Raw genomic sequence first — 15,373 nt, 5'->3', positions numbered from 1 at the left:
TTAGACCAAGGTGCCCAGCGCTGCCGGCGAGAAGTTCGACAACTCCGCCTCGCGGCCGTCACGCACCTTCACAGCCCAATCCGGGTCGCTAATGAGCGCCCGGCCTACTGCCACCAGGTCAAAGTCGCCCCGATCAAAGCGGCGCAGCAGTTCGTCCAGCGAAGCAGGCTTGGAACTTTCGCCTCCAAAAGCCGCGATGAACTCACCACTCAGGCCCACCGAGCCCACGGTGATGGTGGGGCGGCCGGTGAGCTTTTTGGCCCAGCCGGCAAAGTTCAGGTCAGAGCCTTCAAACTCCGGCTCCCAGAAACGGCGCTGCGAGCAATGAAAGATGTCTGCGCCTGCGTCAGCCAGTGGCTGCAGCCATGCGGCCATCTCGTCGGGCGTCTGAGCAATGCGGGCAGCGTAATCCTGCTGCTTCCACTGCGAGAGGCGGATGATGACCGGGTAGTCCGGGCCCACTTCGGCGCGCACGGCCTTCAAGATTTCCGCGGCAAAGCGGCCACGGGCCACCAAGTCGCCACCGTATTTGTCGGTGCGCACATTGGTGCCTTCCCAGAAGAACTGGTCGATCAAGTAACCATGGGCGCCATGCAGCTCAATGGTGTCAAAGCCCAGGCGCTTGGCGGCACCGGCGGCCTTTGCAAAGGCGGCAATGGTGTCGGCAATGGCCTCGTCTGTCATGGGCTCGCCAAAGGCTTTGCCGGGGCGCGACAGGCCGGAGGGCGAATCCACGGGCGGTGGCGCTGTCCAGGTGGTGCGCGGGTTGCGGGCTGCGCCCACGTGCCAGAGCTGTGGCGCCATCACGCCACCGGCCTGGTGCACGGAGTTGATGACGTCTTGCCAAGCGGCCAGGGCGGCATCGCCCCAGAAGTGCGGCACATCAGGGTCGTTGGCGGCGGACGGGCGCTGCACCACCGTGCCTTCGGAAACAATCAGTCCCACAGCGGCAGCAGCGCGCTTGCGGTAATACTCGGTCACCGCCGGAGTGGGCACGCCGCCGGGCGAGAAAGAACGGGTCATGGGTGCCATGACAATGCGGTTGGCAAGCTTCAAGCCTTTGAAGCTGAAGGGCTGGAACAAGGGTGCGGCGTTAGACATAAGAGCAAAAGGTGGGTGGGTTGCAGATCAACACAGTTTACGCAGACCAAACTTGGCACACCGTGCCCAAGGTCACCAAGGCTACAGGCAGGCTGCGCCTCACTTTTGCTACGCTTTTGATAGCTGCTTGCGCACATTCGGCGGGCGCCAAGACCACTTTTGAGCAAGTAAAGGCTGGCTACCAACCCTCCGACACCTTGCTGCTGGACCGCCAAGGCGAAGTGCTGCACCGCCTGCGGACCGACACCAACGTGCGCCGCGGGCAGTGGGTGGCGCTGGCCGATGTGTCGCCTGCGCTGCGCACGGCGCTAGTGCTGAGCGAGGACAAACGCTTTTACGAGCACAGCGGAGTGGACTGGCGGGCCGTGTCCGCCGCCGCTTGGGCCAACCTGTGGAACACCAAAACCCGGGGCGCCTCCACCATCACCATGCAGCTTGCCGGCTTGTTGGACGAGGATTTGAAGCGCAGCAACTCCGGCCGCAGCATCGTACAAAAGCTGGGCCAAACCATAGCCGCCGAGAACCTGGAGCGCGGTTGGCGCAAAGACCAGATTTTGGAGGCCTACCTCAACCTCGTGCCTTTTCGGGGCGAGCTGGTGGGCATTGATGCGCTGAGCCGCAGCCTCTTCAGCAAGGCCCCGCACGGCCTGGACCACCGCGAGGCCGCCATGGCCGCCGCCCTGATCCGCGCGCCCAATGCCAAAGAGGCACAGGTCACCCAGCGGGCCTGCAGTGTGTTCAAAACCCTGGAGCCCCCCAGCGCAAACAAGGCCGCAGGCCCAAGCAGCGGCGGCTGCGAAGCCATGGAGCTGTTTGTGGCGTCCGCCTTGGCCCGCCGCGACTTTGCGGCAAGCGAGGGCATCGCCCCGCATGTGGCGCGCCAGCTGGCCCGCTCACGTTCGACAGATGGAGCGTCAGATGCCGCAGCACCCGCCACCATACGCAGCTCCTTGAGCGCGCCCCTGCAGCGTTTTGCCCAGCAGGCACTGCAAACCCAGTTGCGCGAGCTGAGTGGTCGGCATGTGGAAGATGCCGCCTTGCTGGTGCTGGACAACGCCAGTGGCGAGGTACTGGCCTGGGTCAACAGCAGCGGCCCCCTGAGCGCTGCGCCTGAGGTGGACTTTGTGACCTCGCTGCGCCAGCCCGGCTCTACGCTCAAGCCGTTTTTGTACGGGCAGGCGCTGGCGGAGCGGCGCATCACCGCCGCCTCCCTGCTCGAGGACTCGGCCACCCAAATCCAGACCACCGGCGGCCTCTACATTCCGCAGAACTACGACCGCCAGTTCAAAGGCTGGGTCTCGGCCCGCACCGCACTGGGCGCCTCGCTCAATGTGCCGGCAGTGCGCACGCTGGTCATGGTGTCGCCCGACGCTTTTCAGAAACAGCTGGCCCGCATGGGAATGCCGCTCAAGGAAAGTGGCGACTTTTATGGCTACAGCCTGGCCCTGGGCAGCGCAGAAACCACGCTGCTCAACCTGACCAACAGCTACCGCACACTGGCCAATGGTGGCCGCGCCAGCCCCACCCGGCTCACCGTGGGCCGCGCGCCTCCGCCCTTCAGCCCGGCGCTGGATGCGCGGGCGGCCTTTATCGTAGGCGACATCCTCAGCGACCCCATGGCCCGTGCCCGCACCTTCGGCACCGACAGCGTGCTGGCCACCCGCTTCTGGGCCGCAGTCAAAACCGGCACCAGCAAAGACATGCGCGACAACTGGGCCGTGGGTTACAGCCAGCGCTACACCGTGGGCGTGTGGGTGGGCAACGCCAGCGGCGCCCCCATGTGGGATGTGAGCGGCACCACCGGCGCCGCCCCTATCTGGGCCGCGGTGATGCACCAGCTCCACCGCCAGCGCAGCAGCCGCGCCCCCCAGCCCCCGACAGGTCTGGTGCAAAAAACGGTGACGGTGGAAAGCGAAGCGCCTCGTAGCGAATGGTTCATTAGCGGCACCGAGCAGACTAGCTTTGCTATGGAAAAAGGAGCTTCTCGCGCACATTCCACGAGCGCTAGAGGCCAAAATGATGCAAAACCTCCCGGCAACAGCGCGTCCAGCACCGCACGCATCACCGCCCCCACCAGCGGCACCATCCTCGCACTGGATCCCGACATTCCGCCCCAGGCCCAGCGCCTGAGCCTGGAGGCCGAAGGCAGCAACTTGCGCTGGTTGATCGACGGCAAGCAAGTCGCCAAAGGCAACACCGCGTTGTGGCTACCCTGGCCGGGCCGGCATGTGATTCAGATCGTGGACGCCAAGGGCAAGGTGCTCGACCAGGTGCGGCTCGAAGTGCGCGGCGCGGGCGTCAAAGCGCAGGCCCCGAAGCCCGCGGGCCGCTGAAACAATACGCGCGACAACGGGCACGCGGGAAGCCCTCCTCCCGCCCGGTGCCCGTTCAATCCTGCTTGGGAGATGCCGAAGCCTTGGCGGCGTTCAGCTGCCGCAGCAACGCATAGGCCACCCCTGCCAAGACCGCCACCCCCAGCAGCAGCACCGCCCACAGGGCCGCGCTGCGTACCGTCAGGTTCGCCGGCAATAGCGAGGCGGCCCACAGCTGGGGCGCACCGGGCAGGTCTGCCCGCAACTGCCGCACCGGCGTGAACGGCAGGGTCTGCAGGGGCGTGGCCGAGGCACTAGCGAGCGTGCCGGCCTCCACCGATGCGGCGGCAGTGCCCGCCCGCCCCGCAACCACCTGAAACGGGCCAGACCCGGACGCCAAAAATGCCACCTGCACCGGCGCCAATGCCGCACTCACCCGCACACCCGCAGCGGGCAGCGGTAAACCGTTGCTGGTTTCCAGACGCAGCTGCCGCAAGGCACTGCCGGGCAAGGGTTGCGGCGGGTTGCTGCGTCCACCGGCCACCGTGTCCATGCGGTAGACCACGGTGCTCGCCAGCAAGCGCCACGGCTGGGCCGCGTCACCACGGCCGGAGATGCGCAGCGGCACCAGCGTGTTGTCTTGCAGGGCTTGCACTTGCAGCGCCAATACCGGCGTGGCAAAGGGCAGATTCCACACCCTGGCAAAAGCACCATCCACCGTGCCTTCGCCCACATCGGTGAGCACCGGCTCCGCCTGCTCACGGGGCCGGGCCACACGGCCGGTCACGCTGTGCAGGCGCACGCCATCGGCGGCCGCCCAGCGCACGCGCAGGTAGCTGTTCTGAAAACTCTGGGCCTGCTGCAACTCCAGCGCCGTGTTGGCCGGGGCGTCGGCCCCGTCGAAGCGGAACACCGGGCCTTTCACCGGCACAGGAGTCCAGGTTTGCAAGTCGCTGCTGCTGGCCAGCTCCAGGTGCACCAAGGCGTTGCGCGGCCAATCGCCCTTGAGCTCCAGGGCCGCCAGCGGCTGGCTCTCGGTGCGCATGTCCAGCAAGGCGGCGGGCAAGGCCTGCGCGTCGCCGGGCGTAGGTTTGGCACCCGGCCGCACCCAGGCAGAGGTCGTGGTGCCCTCGGCGCTCCAGCGAATTTCCAGCGTGCCCGGGGGCGGAGCTACGCTGCTCGCGGCACCCGGCAACGCGCTGCTGTACAGCGGCAGCACCGGGTAGGCGCGGGTTTGTACCACGGGCGCGCTGCGCTCCAAGTCGCCGGCCTGAAGCACCGCGTAGGGCACCACCTCGCCCGCCGCGTTGAACACCCGCACATCCTGCGCGCGGTGGGTTTGCAGCCGGGTCAGCGCATCCACCGGCAGGCTGATGCGCACCAGGCTGCTACCGTCAGCCGGGCTCACGGTGCCGCGCCAAGCGAACTCAGAGGCCACTGGCGCCTCGGCCGCCCGCAAAGGCACCACGGTGCAGGCCAGTAGGCAACCTACCCAACCGGCGCGGCGCCACACCCCCGGCCGCGTCATGGCTGGACTCCGATCGCGCCGGGCTTGGTAGGCGCATCCTCGTCCAGCGGCACGTCCACCGGGGGGGGCGAAAGTGCAGGTGGTAAGGGCGCCACATAGCCCACCACGAGCATCAACACGCCCACGGCAATGAAGGCCACGATGCGCTCCGAGCCACCGCTGTTGCTCAAGTCCACCAAAAAGAGCTTGGCCACCGTCAGCCCTAGCAGCCCTGCGCCGCCCGCCCACAGCGGCCGCAGCCCGCGGCGGTGGGCCAGCAGCATCAGGCCCAGGGCCAGCAGGGTCCACAAAATCGAATAGCCCGCCTGCACCAGGAAGGAATCAAACATGCGCCCCGCATCCCACGGCACGCCGGCAAAGTGGTGGGCCACCCGCAGCCACACGGTGTTGAAGGCCACAAAGGCGAGCGCGGCCAGGCCCAGCGTCCAGCGGCGGGAGTGAATCCACAGCGGCACGTCCAAACCGCCCTCCCGCACGCGGCGCAACCACAAGCTACACGCCAGCAAGGCCAGGGCCACGGTGATATCGGTGGGGTTCAGCAAGGGCACGTAGGGCAAAGGGCGGGCATTGCCATCGGAGTGCACGGACACCAGCAGCGCACCGCTAGCCACACCGGCCACCAGGGGCAGCGCCGCCGTCCAAAAGTAGGCTGGGGCAAACCGGTCCAGCGGCCAGCGCAGGCGGGCGCGGCTGTCGGCGTCGTACCAGTCTTCGCGGCACAGCAGCAAGAGCACCAGCACGCCGGCCACCAAAAAGATCACGGCCGCCCAACTGGTGCCCTGCAACTGCGCACCCTGGACCGCCCAAACCAGCAGGTTGCCCGCCAACAGCACCAGCAGCCACACCCCACCGCTGTGCACCCTGCGCCACCAGATGTGCGGCGCCATAGCGTCTACCCCCCGCAGGGTGACAAAGTGCAGCACCAAAGCCTGAGGCCAGGCCCACCAGCCCCCGTACTGGAACACATGGTCCATCTGCGCCAAGCCCTGGAAGGCAAACAGCAGCATCACCGGCAGATTGAACCACGCCGGCGTGGCCGCAATCGCCCACGGTTGGGCCCGGCTTGGCAGTGCCAAGCGGTGCGCTGCCCAGGCACTGAGCAGCCAGCCCAGCATCTCCAGGTGCGACTGCAGCATCGGGGGCAACCACGGGGCCATGTAGCCGCTGGCGTCGGGCACCCGGCGCTCTATCTCACCCATCAAGGCGCACTGCCACCAGGCAAAACCCACCCAAAACAGCACTGGCGAGAGCTTGCCCTCCAGCAGCGTGAGCATTTGCGCCCAGCGGGAGCCGCCGGCCTGCGCTGTGGCATCGGTCGCCGTGGGAGCGCTGCTGCGGGTCCAGTGCGCCAGCGCCCCCGCCGAAGCGGCCAGCAACACCGCACCGATAAACGCCGGGTTGGCCAAGGGCCAAACGCTTGCAGACGACAGCGGCACGCTCTGCAAATAGCTCATGGCAGCCAGCACCTGCAACACCAGACCTGCCAGCCGCGCCAGCCAGCGTTGCTGGCGCCGCCCCATCCAGAACACGGCAGCGCCCTCTGCGGCCCATACCGCGCTGGTCCAGCGGCCATCGAGTGCCAGCGGTACGGCCAGCGTGGCAAAGCCCATACCCAAGGCCAAAAAGCACTCGGCCAGCCAGCGGCCGACGTGAGCGCCCTCTGCAGCTTCATCACCTGCTGCATGGCCTCCTTGACGCCGCAAGGCCCACCAGCCCAGCCCCAGGTACAGCGCCCCCAAAGCCAGCGCGGAAAACGCGGCGGCATATTCCACCTCGCGCACCAGCGCCGCCTGCAGCCCGAAGGCCACGATGGGCAGGCCGAAGATCAGTGTGGCGTCCACCGCTTGCTGCGGGCGCAAGCCATGGCGGGTGGCGTAAAACAGGCTGGCCAACAAATACAAAGCAAAAAAGGCCAGCAAAAAGGGCTCGGTGCTGCTCAGCAACGCAGGCTCGTACTTCAGGCTGCCCCATAAGGTCGCCACCCCGAAGGTGGCAAAAAAGCCCAGCAAATTCAGCGCGCGCCAGGCGCGCAGCCAAGCCACCACTGCAATGCCTACCCCCAGCAGCAGGTAGTAGGCAAACAACCCCACATGGTTGCCCTGCCCGGTGGACACCAGCAGCGGCGCCGCAAACGCACCCGCAAACCCGATAAAGGCCATGGGCAGCGCGTTTTGCAGCAAAGCAATGGCGGTCGACAAGGCGCAAATCAGCGCCAACACCCCGAACGCCGCCTGCGCCGGCAGCAACTGGTAGAGGCGGAATGCGGCAAACACCGTCAAATACAGCACGGCCACCCCGGCGCCTTGCAGGGTCAGCGCATAGGCGTCCCGCGAAGGCTGGCGGTTTTTCAGGCGCCAGCCGAATACCAGCAAGGCAATACCGGCCGCCCCCACAGCCGCCAGGCGCAACTCCGGAGGCAACAAAGCGTTGTCTGCCGCAAACTTGGCCAAAAAGGCCAAGCCCACAAACAGCACCAGCACACCGGCCCGCACGATGGTGTTGCCGCCCAGCAGCCAGGCCTTGGCCGCCGCCCAGGCATCGCCCACAAAGCCGGGCAAGGCCAAGTCGGGCGGTGTGCTGATGTCCACCGTGCGGTGGCGCGCGGGTGCACCGGGCGCTTGAGCAGGCTCTGCCTGCGGCAACTCGGGGGACTGCACCGTTTCCTGCTCCGGTGGCAGGGTATGGACGCCCCAGGGCTCGTCTGCGGCTGCGGGTGCTGTGGCGGGCTGTACGGCCTGATCATCAGGCGCAGCGGGAGCTTGCAGGCGGGTAGGCGCATAGGCAGCTTGGGCCTGCGCCAGCTCTTTGGCAATTTGCTTCTGGATAGCGCGGCGCAAGGTCACGCCGGCAAGAGCCCCCAGCAAGGCCCCCAGCAGCAGCGCCGACCCCTGGTCATACCGGGCCGAGGCAAACCCGATGATGGCTCCCCAGATTGCACCCCATAGCACCATGTTGCATCTCCCTCTATTGATTTGTCCGCGCAGTCTAGCCCAGGGGCCTTCAATAATTTCACGCCACCGGAACCGGATTTCACAACCACCGGTCGGGCCGCGCACTACCATGCAGGCACGAAAAAGGAGACTTTGCATGCCCGTGATCACCAATATTGAAGACCTGCGCGTCCTAGCCGAAAAGCGGGTACCCCGCATGTTTTACGACTACGCCGACTCCGGCTCCTGGACCGAAGGCACCTACCGTGCCAACGAAAGCGATTTCCAGAAGATCAAGCTGCGCCAGCGTGTCGCGGTGAACATGGAAAACCGCAGCACCGCCACCACCATGGTCGGCGTGCCGGCCAAAATGCCCGTGGCCATCGCCCCCGTGGGCCTCACCGGCATGCAGCATGCGGATGGCGAAATCCATGCGGCACGCGCGGCCGAGAAGTTTGGCATTCCGTTCACGCTGTCCACCATGAGCATCTGCTCGATCGAGGACATTGCCGAAAACACCTCCTCGCCCTTCTGGTTTCAGCTCTACATGATGCGCGACCGCAATGCCATGGCCAAAATGATTGAGCGCGCGCGCGCAGCCCGCTGCAGCGCCCTGGTGCTCACCTTGGATTTGCAAGTGATCGGCCAGCGCCACAAAGACCTGAAAAACGGCCTCACTGCCCCGCCCCGCCCCACACTGGCCAACATCATCAACCTGGCCACCAAGCCGCGCTGGTGCCTAGGGATGCTGGGTACCAAGCGCCACACCTTCCGCAACCTGGTGGGCCATGTGGAGTCGGTGAGCGACATGAAGTCGCTGGCCGCCTGGACCAACGAGCAGTTCGACCCCCGCCTCTCCTGGGACGACGTGAAATGGGTCAAGGAAAAATGGGGGGGCAAGCTCATCCTCAAAGGCATTCAGGATGTGGAAGACGCCCTGCTCGCCGCCGAAAGCGGTGCCGACGCCATTGTGGTGAGCAACCACGGCGGCCGCCAACTGGATGGCGCCCCCAGCAGCATCAGCGCACTGCCCCCCATCGTGGCCGCTGTGGGCGACAAGTTGGAGGTGTGGATGGATGGTGGCATCCGCAGCGGGCAAGATGTTCTCAAGGCTTGGGCCCTGGGTGCCAAGGGCACCATGATCGGCCGCGCCATGGTCTATGGCCTGGGCGCCATGGGCGAAGCCGGGGTTACCAAAGCTCTGCAAATCATCCACAAAGAGCTGGATGTGACCATGGCTTTCTGCGGCCACACCAACATCCAGAATGTGAACCAAGGCATTCTGGTGCCAGGCACTTTCTAAGCGCCTGGCCCGGCCGCTCAGCGGTAACCCGCAGCGGCCATGATGTCGTTCACCCGGTGCACGATGTCCCCCAGCGCCTTGGCCGGAGGCTTCACGCCGGTCAGCCCTTGGTGCACGGCGGCACCCAGGGGGCCGGTGTTGATCTCGTCCCACTCGGGGATGATGGGGCGCCAATCCAGATCGGCATAGCGCAGCTGCTCCCGCAGGGTGATGAACTCGGGGAATTGCCGCACCAGGGCAGTGTCCGTCAGGGTGGACACCCGGCCCGGCGCATTGCCCATGCGGGCCAGGGCCTTGTCTTGCGCCTTGGCGGTCAGCCATTGCATCAGCAAAAAGGCGGCCTCGCCGTGCGCTGCCGTGCGCGGAATCGCCAAGCCCAACCCGCCGGATTGCGAGGCGTAGTGGCTGCCACGGGGGTGCAGCACATAGCTCACCTTGCCTTCCACCTTGGACAACGGCGAACTGCGCACCGCGCCAAACACGGCCGTGGAGTCCAGATACATCGCGCTCTCGCCCTGCAGAAAGCTCGCCAGCATGTCGTTGTAGGTGAATTGCGCCATGCCTTTGGGGCCGGTATCCGCAATTTGCTTGAGCAGCTCCAGCGCCTGCACGCCGGGCGCCTGGTGAAAGCGGGGCATCCACCGGTCGTCAAACACCCGGCCCCCCAGCGCATTCAGGTGCAGCAGCCAAGCATGCACACAGTTGTGGCCCGCCTGCGCGCGCGAGGTGAGCGCGGCCATGCCGGTTTTCTCACGCAGGGGCTGCAGCAGCCGGGCCAGCTCGGTGTAGGTGCGGGGTGCTACGAAACCGTGTTTTTCAAACACATCGCGGCGGTAGGCCAGCACCGAGGTCTCGGCGCCAAAGGGCAAGCCGTACAAGCGCGCGCCGGGCCCCGGCAGGTAGCCTTTGGGCCCGCCCACCAAGCCGATGTTTTGCACATAGCGGGGCACCAAATCGCCCATCGCATAGTCGGGGTCGGCCAGGCGTGCGTCTTTGAAAAACGGCTCCAGCGGGGCAATCAGGTTCTTTTTAACGTACTCGCCCTTCCAGGTGACGATGTAGGTCACCAGGTCGAAGCTGCTTTGGGGTTTGGCCATTTCGGCCAGTTGCACATGCTTCATGCGCAAAATGTTTTCGCGCGCCAGCTCCACCTTGATGCCGGTGTCTGCAGTGAACTGCGGCAGCAGCTTTTGCATCACGTCGTAATGCGGGTGGTCGGGGATGCAAAACGCCACCGTTTGCCCCCGGAAGCGGGCATAGCGGTCTTGCGCATGGCTGCTAGCCACCGGCAAGGCACTGCCAAAAACCGCAAACGTGCCAGCGCCCACCACCTGGCGGCGGCTGACAACAGCGGGGGGCGTGAACGACATGCCGTGAACTTTCTTACCGGCGCAGTCCGTTTTTTATAGTGGCGCCGGGCATAACTCCCGGGCGGCATCTTACCCGAGGCGGCTGTTAGGGCGCTACACCAGCAGGGTGCGGGCCAGGGCCTGCAAATCCACCAGGCGCAGTACCTTTTCGTCGTCGCCCTGGCCCAGTAGCACCACATCGGGCAGCAGGTCCGAGGCCTCGCGCGGCGCGGTTTTGCCCTCGCCAATGCTCACCAGGTGCGGCACCCGAAAGCCCACCAGCTGGTCGCTCACCTCCACCACCAGCACATTGCCGCTGGTCTGCGCAGCCGCTGCACCGCGCGCGTTGCCCAAGAGGGCAGAGAGGCAGTACACCGGTATAGGCCGGCCCCGGCTCATGAGCAGGCTGCTGCCGTTCATGCCGGGAATGGCGGCTTGGGCGTCCCAGGTCAATATCTCGGCAATTTGCTGGATGGGCGAGGCCACATCCACCCCCACGTGGTAGCTCACCATTTGCCCGAACTCGCGAAAGCCCTTGGACTTGGCTGTGCGCGCCACCGTGCTCAGGCCCTCTTCTTGGCGGGTGCTTTGGCGGGCCATGGCGGCTACGTCTTGCAAATGGGGGTCGGCCAGCATGTGCGCATCGTCCAGAATGAGGTGAAAACCCGCCATCGCCGGCCCCGAGCGCACCGCGTCTTCGGCAATGGCTTCTGCGGGAAGTGCGCCGGCAAACCGGCCGGGCTTGAGGTTGGCAAACAGCGGCACCGGGGCAATCTGGTGCCCATCGGCCACCACCACGTTCACCACCTCGTCTACCAAAAACGCCACCAGCCCTTGGGCAAACTGCATCAAAAACGCTTGCGGCGGCTGGCTGGCATCGCGCGGGGCAAAGCCGCACAACGCGGCCAGGTCGAGCGCGGGAATGTCTTGCTCGCCAAAACGCATCATGCCCTTGAAGTTGCCCGAGGCCATGTGCGCGCCTTGCACCTGCGGCTGAATCAGGGTGGTAAACACCGCCTGCGAAGCCATGGCCACCGGTATGCCGCTGCAGCGCATCAGCATGAGGTGGCGGGGGTCGGCAATCAGGCCGGCTGAATTTTTACCGACGCCCGCCGTGAGTGCGTTGCCCGCCAGCGCGTTCTGCGGCGCGGTCACAAACGGCACTTTGGGAATGCGGGCAATCGCCGTGGGGCTGAGCACGCTCACCAGGGTGCCATCGTCCGGCCGCTGAAAGCCGGCTTGCAGCACCGAGGCCAATGGCTCCATGGGGCTGACCGGGCTCACGCCGTCGGCAGGCAGCACATACACGCCCACCACGCCATCGGCGGCCAGGCCCAGCAGGCGGCCTTCGTGCTCCATGACCACTACATCGGCATTGGGGGGCAGCTCGCCCTGGTGTTGCACCACCAGCCGCAAGTCCAGCACCGGCACCATCAAGCCGCGCAGCGAGATGGCGCCGATGATGCAGCCCGCCTCGCTGGGCAGCGCGCTGAGCGCGCCCATGGGGGTGACCTCTTTGAGCGCGCCAATCGGCAAAGCCAACTGCATCTGCCCGAGGCGAAACACCCCGAAGCGCTGCTCTGCGTGCTCGGTGCTCATTTTTTCTGCTTGGCAGCCATGGACAGGCCGGCAATCAACTCGGCCACATAGTCGGCCATGGCCCGCTGGTCGGCGGTGGAGCTGGCAATTTGCGACACGTTGTCCACCGCCGTGTGCAGGTTGCTCAAAATACCTTCAAAGCTCTTTGCCGCCGCGCGGCTGACCAGTGCGCCCTCTTTCACTTGGGCGCTCGACTCGTCAATCAGCCCCACCATTTCTTTGGCGGCCAGCGCACTGCGCTCGGCCAGCTTGCGCACCTCTGACGCCACCACCGAGAAGCCCACGCCGTGCTGCCCCGCCCGGGCTGCCTCAATGGCAGCGTTAAACGCCAGCAGGTTGGTCTGATTGGCAATATCGCCAATGATGCGCACGATGTCGGCCACCTTGGTAGTGCTGGCTTGTATGCGCTCAATCGCCTCCATGGACTGCCGCACCGAGGCGCTGCCCGCCTGGGCGGCTTCGGCGGTTTCATTCACCCTGGCAGAGGCCATACCCGAGTTCTCGGCGACTTCGCCAATGCTTTGCACCAGGCTCTTGATGTTGTTTTTCATCTCATGCGCCCGGGTCACAATGCTGTGTTCCAGCGTCACTTCCTTGGTCACATCGAAGGCGTATTTGATAACCTTTACCGGCTTGCCGTTGAGGTCAAAAATAGGCGTGTAGGTGGACTGCAACCACACATCGCGGCTGTACTTGCCCAAACGCTGGAAGCGCCCGGTGATGAACTCGCCCTCGTTCAGGCGCAGCCAAAAATCGCGGTACTCCTCGCTCTGCTGGTACTCCACGGTGCAGAAAATGCTGTGGTGCTGGCCCAGCACCTCACGCAGGGTGTAGCCCATGCTGGCCAGGAAGTTGCGGTTGGCGGCGACCACATTGCCACGCAGGTCAAACTCGATCACGGCCTGGCCCTTGTCGATGGCGTTCACCTTGGCCTCAAAGTCGGCGCTGTGCAGCTTGGCCTCCGTCACATCGGTGGCGAACTTCACCACTTTTATCGGGTTGCCGCGCGGGTCGAGGATAGGGTTGTAGGTGGCCTGTATCCACACCTCTTTACCGTCTTTGCCAATGCGCTTGTACTCGCCACTCTCAAACTCACCGCGCGCCAGCCGCTCCCAAAACGCCTGGTATTCGGCCGATGCCGCATAAGCGCTCTCGGCAAACATACGGTGGTGGCGGCCCACCATTTCGTCCAACTCGTAACCCATGAGCTTTTGGAAATTTTTATTGGCGATGAGCACCTTGCCTGTCATGTCGAACTCAATGCTGGCCTGCGCTCTGTCAATCGCGCCCAATTTACCCTCTGCATCCAGGCGCTGGAATTTTTGGGCAGTAACGTCTTGGCTCACCACCACTACTTTTGAGAGCTGGCCATCCAAGCCCATCAAGGGGCTTAGGGTCGTGGCAAACCACACTTCATTGCGGTTGAGGGCTTTGCGGCGCACTTCACCAGCCGCCGTTTTGCCCTCGCGCAGGTTGAGCCAGCGCTGCTTGCGGGCGGCTTGGTCTGAAGTGTCGTCAAACATGAAGTCGTTTTCGTTTTTGCCCACCAGGTCGACTTCGGTGCCGCCCATGGCTTTGCACATGAGCTCATTGGCTTTAAGAATGGTGCCGTTGCGGTCCATCTCCCACACGCACGAGGCGCTCAGCACCGCCTGCATCCGCACCTGACTCTCCAGCGCCAGCAGCTTGGTAGAAGTGATATCAGTACAAAACTTCACCACTTTGAAGGGTTTGCCCTCCAGGTCGAGGATGGGGTTGTAGGTGGCCTGTATCCACACCCGCTTACCGTCCCGGCCAAAGCGCAGGTATTCGCCCCCGTCAAACTCACCACGGCCCAGCTTCTGCCAAAAGGCGCGGTAGGCACTGCCGCCCGCCTCTTCGTGCTCCACAAACATGCTGTGGTGGCGGCCCACGATGTCGTCCAGACCGTATTCCATCAGGCTCAAAAAGTTGGCATTGGCGGTGAGCACATTGCCCGCCATATCGAACTCCACCACCCCTTGCGCACGGCTAATGGCATTGACCTTGCCCTCGTCTTCAAGGGCTTTTTTCTTCGCCAGCGTTACGTCGGATGCGAACTTGATCACCTTGCTCACTTTGCCGCTCTCACCCATCACCGGGGTGTAGGTGGCCTGCAGCCACACCGGGGAGCCCGTCTTGCTCAGGCGCAGGTACTCGCCGGTAGAGGGCTTTCCGGCGGCCAGGTCGGCCCAAAAGGCTTTGTAAGCCTCGCTTTGGGTGTACTCCAGCGCGCAAAAAATGCGGTGGTGCTGGCCCTTGAGCTCTTGCAGGTTATAGCCCATGGCCTGCAGGAAGTTGGCATTGGCATCCAGGATGTTGCCTTGCACGTCAAACTCAATCACCGCCTGGGTTTGGTCAATGGCGCGGAGCTTGGCATCAATCTCCAAAGAGTGAAGCTTGCTGCTGGTGATGTCGATGGCGAACTTCACCACCTTGGCCACACGGCCCTCGACATCGGCAATCGGGGTGTAGGTGCACTGCAGCCACACGGGGGTACCGTTTTTGTGGCGGCGCTCCACCTCGCCCACATGGGGCTTGCCATCGTTCAGGCTGGCCCAAAACTCGCGGTAGGCCTCGCTGTCCGCAAAGTCGTCAAAGCACAGCTTGCGGTGCGGCTGGCCCACCAGCTCGTCGCGGGTGTAGCCGGTGGAGTCCACAAAGTTTTGGTTGGCGCCGGTGATGGTGCCATCGGCGGTGAACTCAATCACCGGCTGCATGCCATCAATAGCGGCGAACTTGGCCATGTCTTCGAGAGCACGCACGCTGGTGCCGGACACATCGGTTGCCAGCTTGTGTACCTTGTAAATCTCGCCCGCCGTATTGCGCACCGGCACAAACACGCAGTTCAAAAACAGGGTACTGCCATCTTTGCGCACCATGGTGCGCACCTGGGTGAGCGACTCACCCGCCACTACGCGATTCCAAAACGACTCAAACGCCGGGTCTTGCAGCGTCTCAGGAGTGCAAAAGTCGCGGCGGTTCAAGCCCTCCATTTCATCGGCGGTGTAGCCCATGAGCTGCAGGTAAGGCAGGCTGGCACCCAGCACTTTGCCGTCGAGCGCGTACTGCACCGTGGGCTGGGTTTCGTACCAGGCTTTGCCCATGAGCAATGCATCTTCCACCGCAGCGGGCGGGAGCTTGGAGACGTCGATAGGGTGGGTTCCGGTGAAAACGGGCGATTCAGCAGTCATAAAAGCTCCTGCGGGTGGTGCAGCGGGTTTTGAGAAAAA

Annotated in this window: 8 protein-coding genes; 2 read left to right on the top strand and 6 right to left on the bottom strand. The window is 64.6% G+C overall.

Annotation, left to right across the window (positions count from 1 at the left end; translation table 11 throughout):
* Positions 1-1,101 (bottom strand): NADH:flavin oxidoreductase, encoded by a 1,101-nt coding sequence (locus FDM28_RS14990; protein WP_138516541.1) that lies wholly within the window; start codon positions 1,099-1,101, stop codon positions 1-3.
* A gap of 62 nt (positions 1,102-1,163) precedes the next feature.
* Between FDM28_RS14990 and pbpC the strand changes: the two genes are divergently transcribed.
* Positions 1,164-3,434, top strand: a complete 2,271-nt coding sequence (gene pbpC / locus FDM28_RS14985; protein WP_138516538.1) for a penicillin-binding protein 1C — start codon at positions 1,164-1,166, stop codon at positions 3,432-3,434.
* Positions 3,435-3,489: 55 nt separating this feature from the next.
* Here the strand turns inward: pbpC and FDM28_RS14980 are convergent, their stop codons facing one another.
* Entirely contained in the window at positions 3,490-4,941 is a 1,452-nt protein-coding gene (locus FDM28_RS14980) for a DUF3999 family protein (protein WP_138516536.1), read from the bottom strand.
* The gene (locus FDM28_RS14975) at positions 4,938-7,892 is read right to left on the bottom strand and encodes a DUF2339 domain-containing protein (RefSeq protein WP_170211808.1); all 2,955 of its coding nucleotides are present in this window, start codon (positions 7,890-7,892) and stop codon (positions 4,938-4,940) included. Before FDM28_RS14975 ends, FDM28_RS14980 begins: the two co-directional genes overlap by 4 nt.
* A gap of 136 nt (positions 7,893-8,028) precedes the next feature.
* Here FDM28_RS14975 and FDM28_RS14970 point away from each other — a divergent pair, with 136 nt between their 5' ends.
* Entirely contained in the window at positions 8,029-9,174 is a 1,146-nt protein-coding gene (locus FDM28_RS14970; protein WP_138516532.1) for an alpha-hydroxy acid oxidase, read from the top strand.
* A gap of 17 nt (positions 9,175-9,191) precedes the next feature.
* Here FDM28_RS14970 and FDM28_RS14965 read toward each other — a convergent pair whose 3' ends face one another.
* From FDM28_RS14965 to FDM28_RS14955, 3 genes are all read right to left on the bottom strand, one after another.
* The gene (locus FDM28_RS14965) at positions 9,192-10,544 is read right to left on the bottom strand and encodes an extracellular solute-binding protein (RefSeq protein WP_138516530.1); all 1,353 of its coding nucleotides are present in this window, start codon (positions 10,542-10,544) and stop codon (positions 9,192-9,194) included.
* A 93-nt stretch (positions 10,545-10,637) separates the two neighbouring features.
* Entirely contained in the window at positions 10,638-12,122 is a 1,485-nt protein-coding gene (locus tag FDM28_RS14960; protein WP_138516528.1) for a chemotaxis protein CheW, read from the bottom strand.
* Entirely contained in the window at positions 12,119-15,334 is a 3,216-nt protein-coding gene (locus FDM28_RS14955) for a methyl-accepting chemotaxis protein (RefSeq protein WP_138516526.1), read from the bottom strand. Before FDM28_RS14955 ends, FDM28_RS14960 begins: the two co-directional genes overlap by 4 nt.
* Between the last annotated feature and the right edge of the window lie 39 nt (positions 15,335-15,373).

The organism is Rhodoferax bucti, assembly GCF_005876985.1.
Taxonomy (GTDB): domain Bacteria; phylum Pseudomonadota; class Gammaproteobacteria; order Burkholderiales; family Burkholderiaceae_C; genus Allorhodoferax; species Allorhodoferax bucti.
This window is presented reverse-complemented; position numbering and strand designations above follow the sequence as displayed.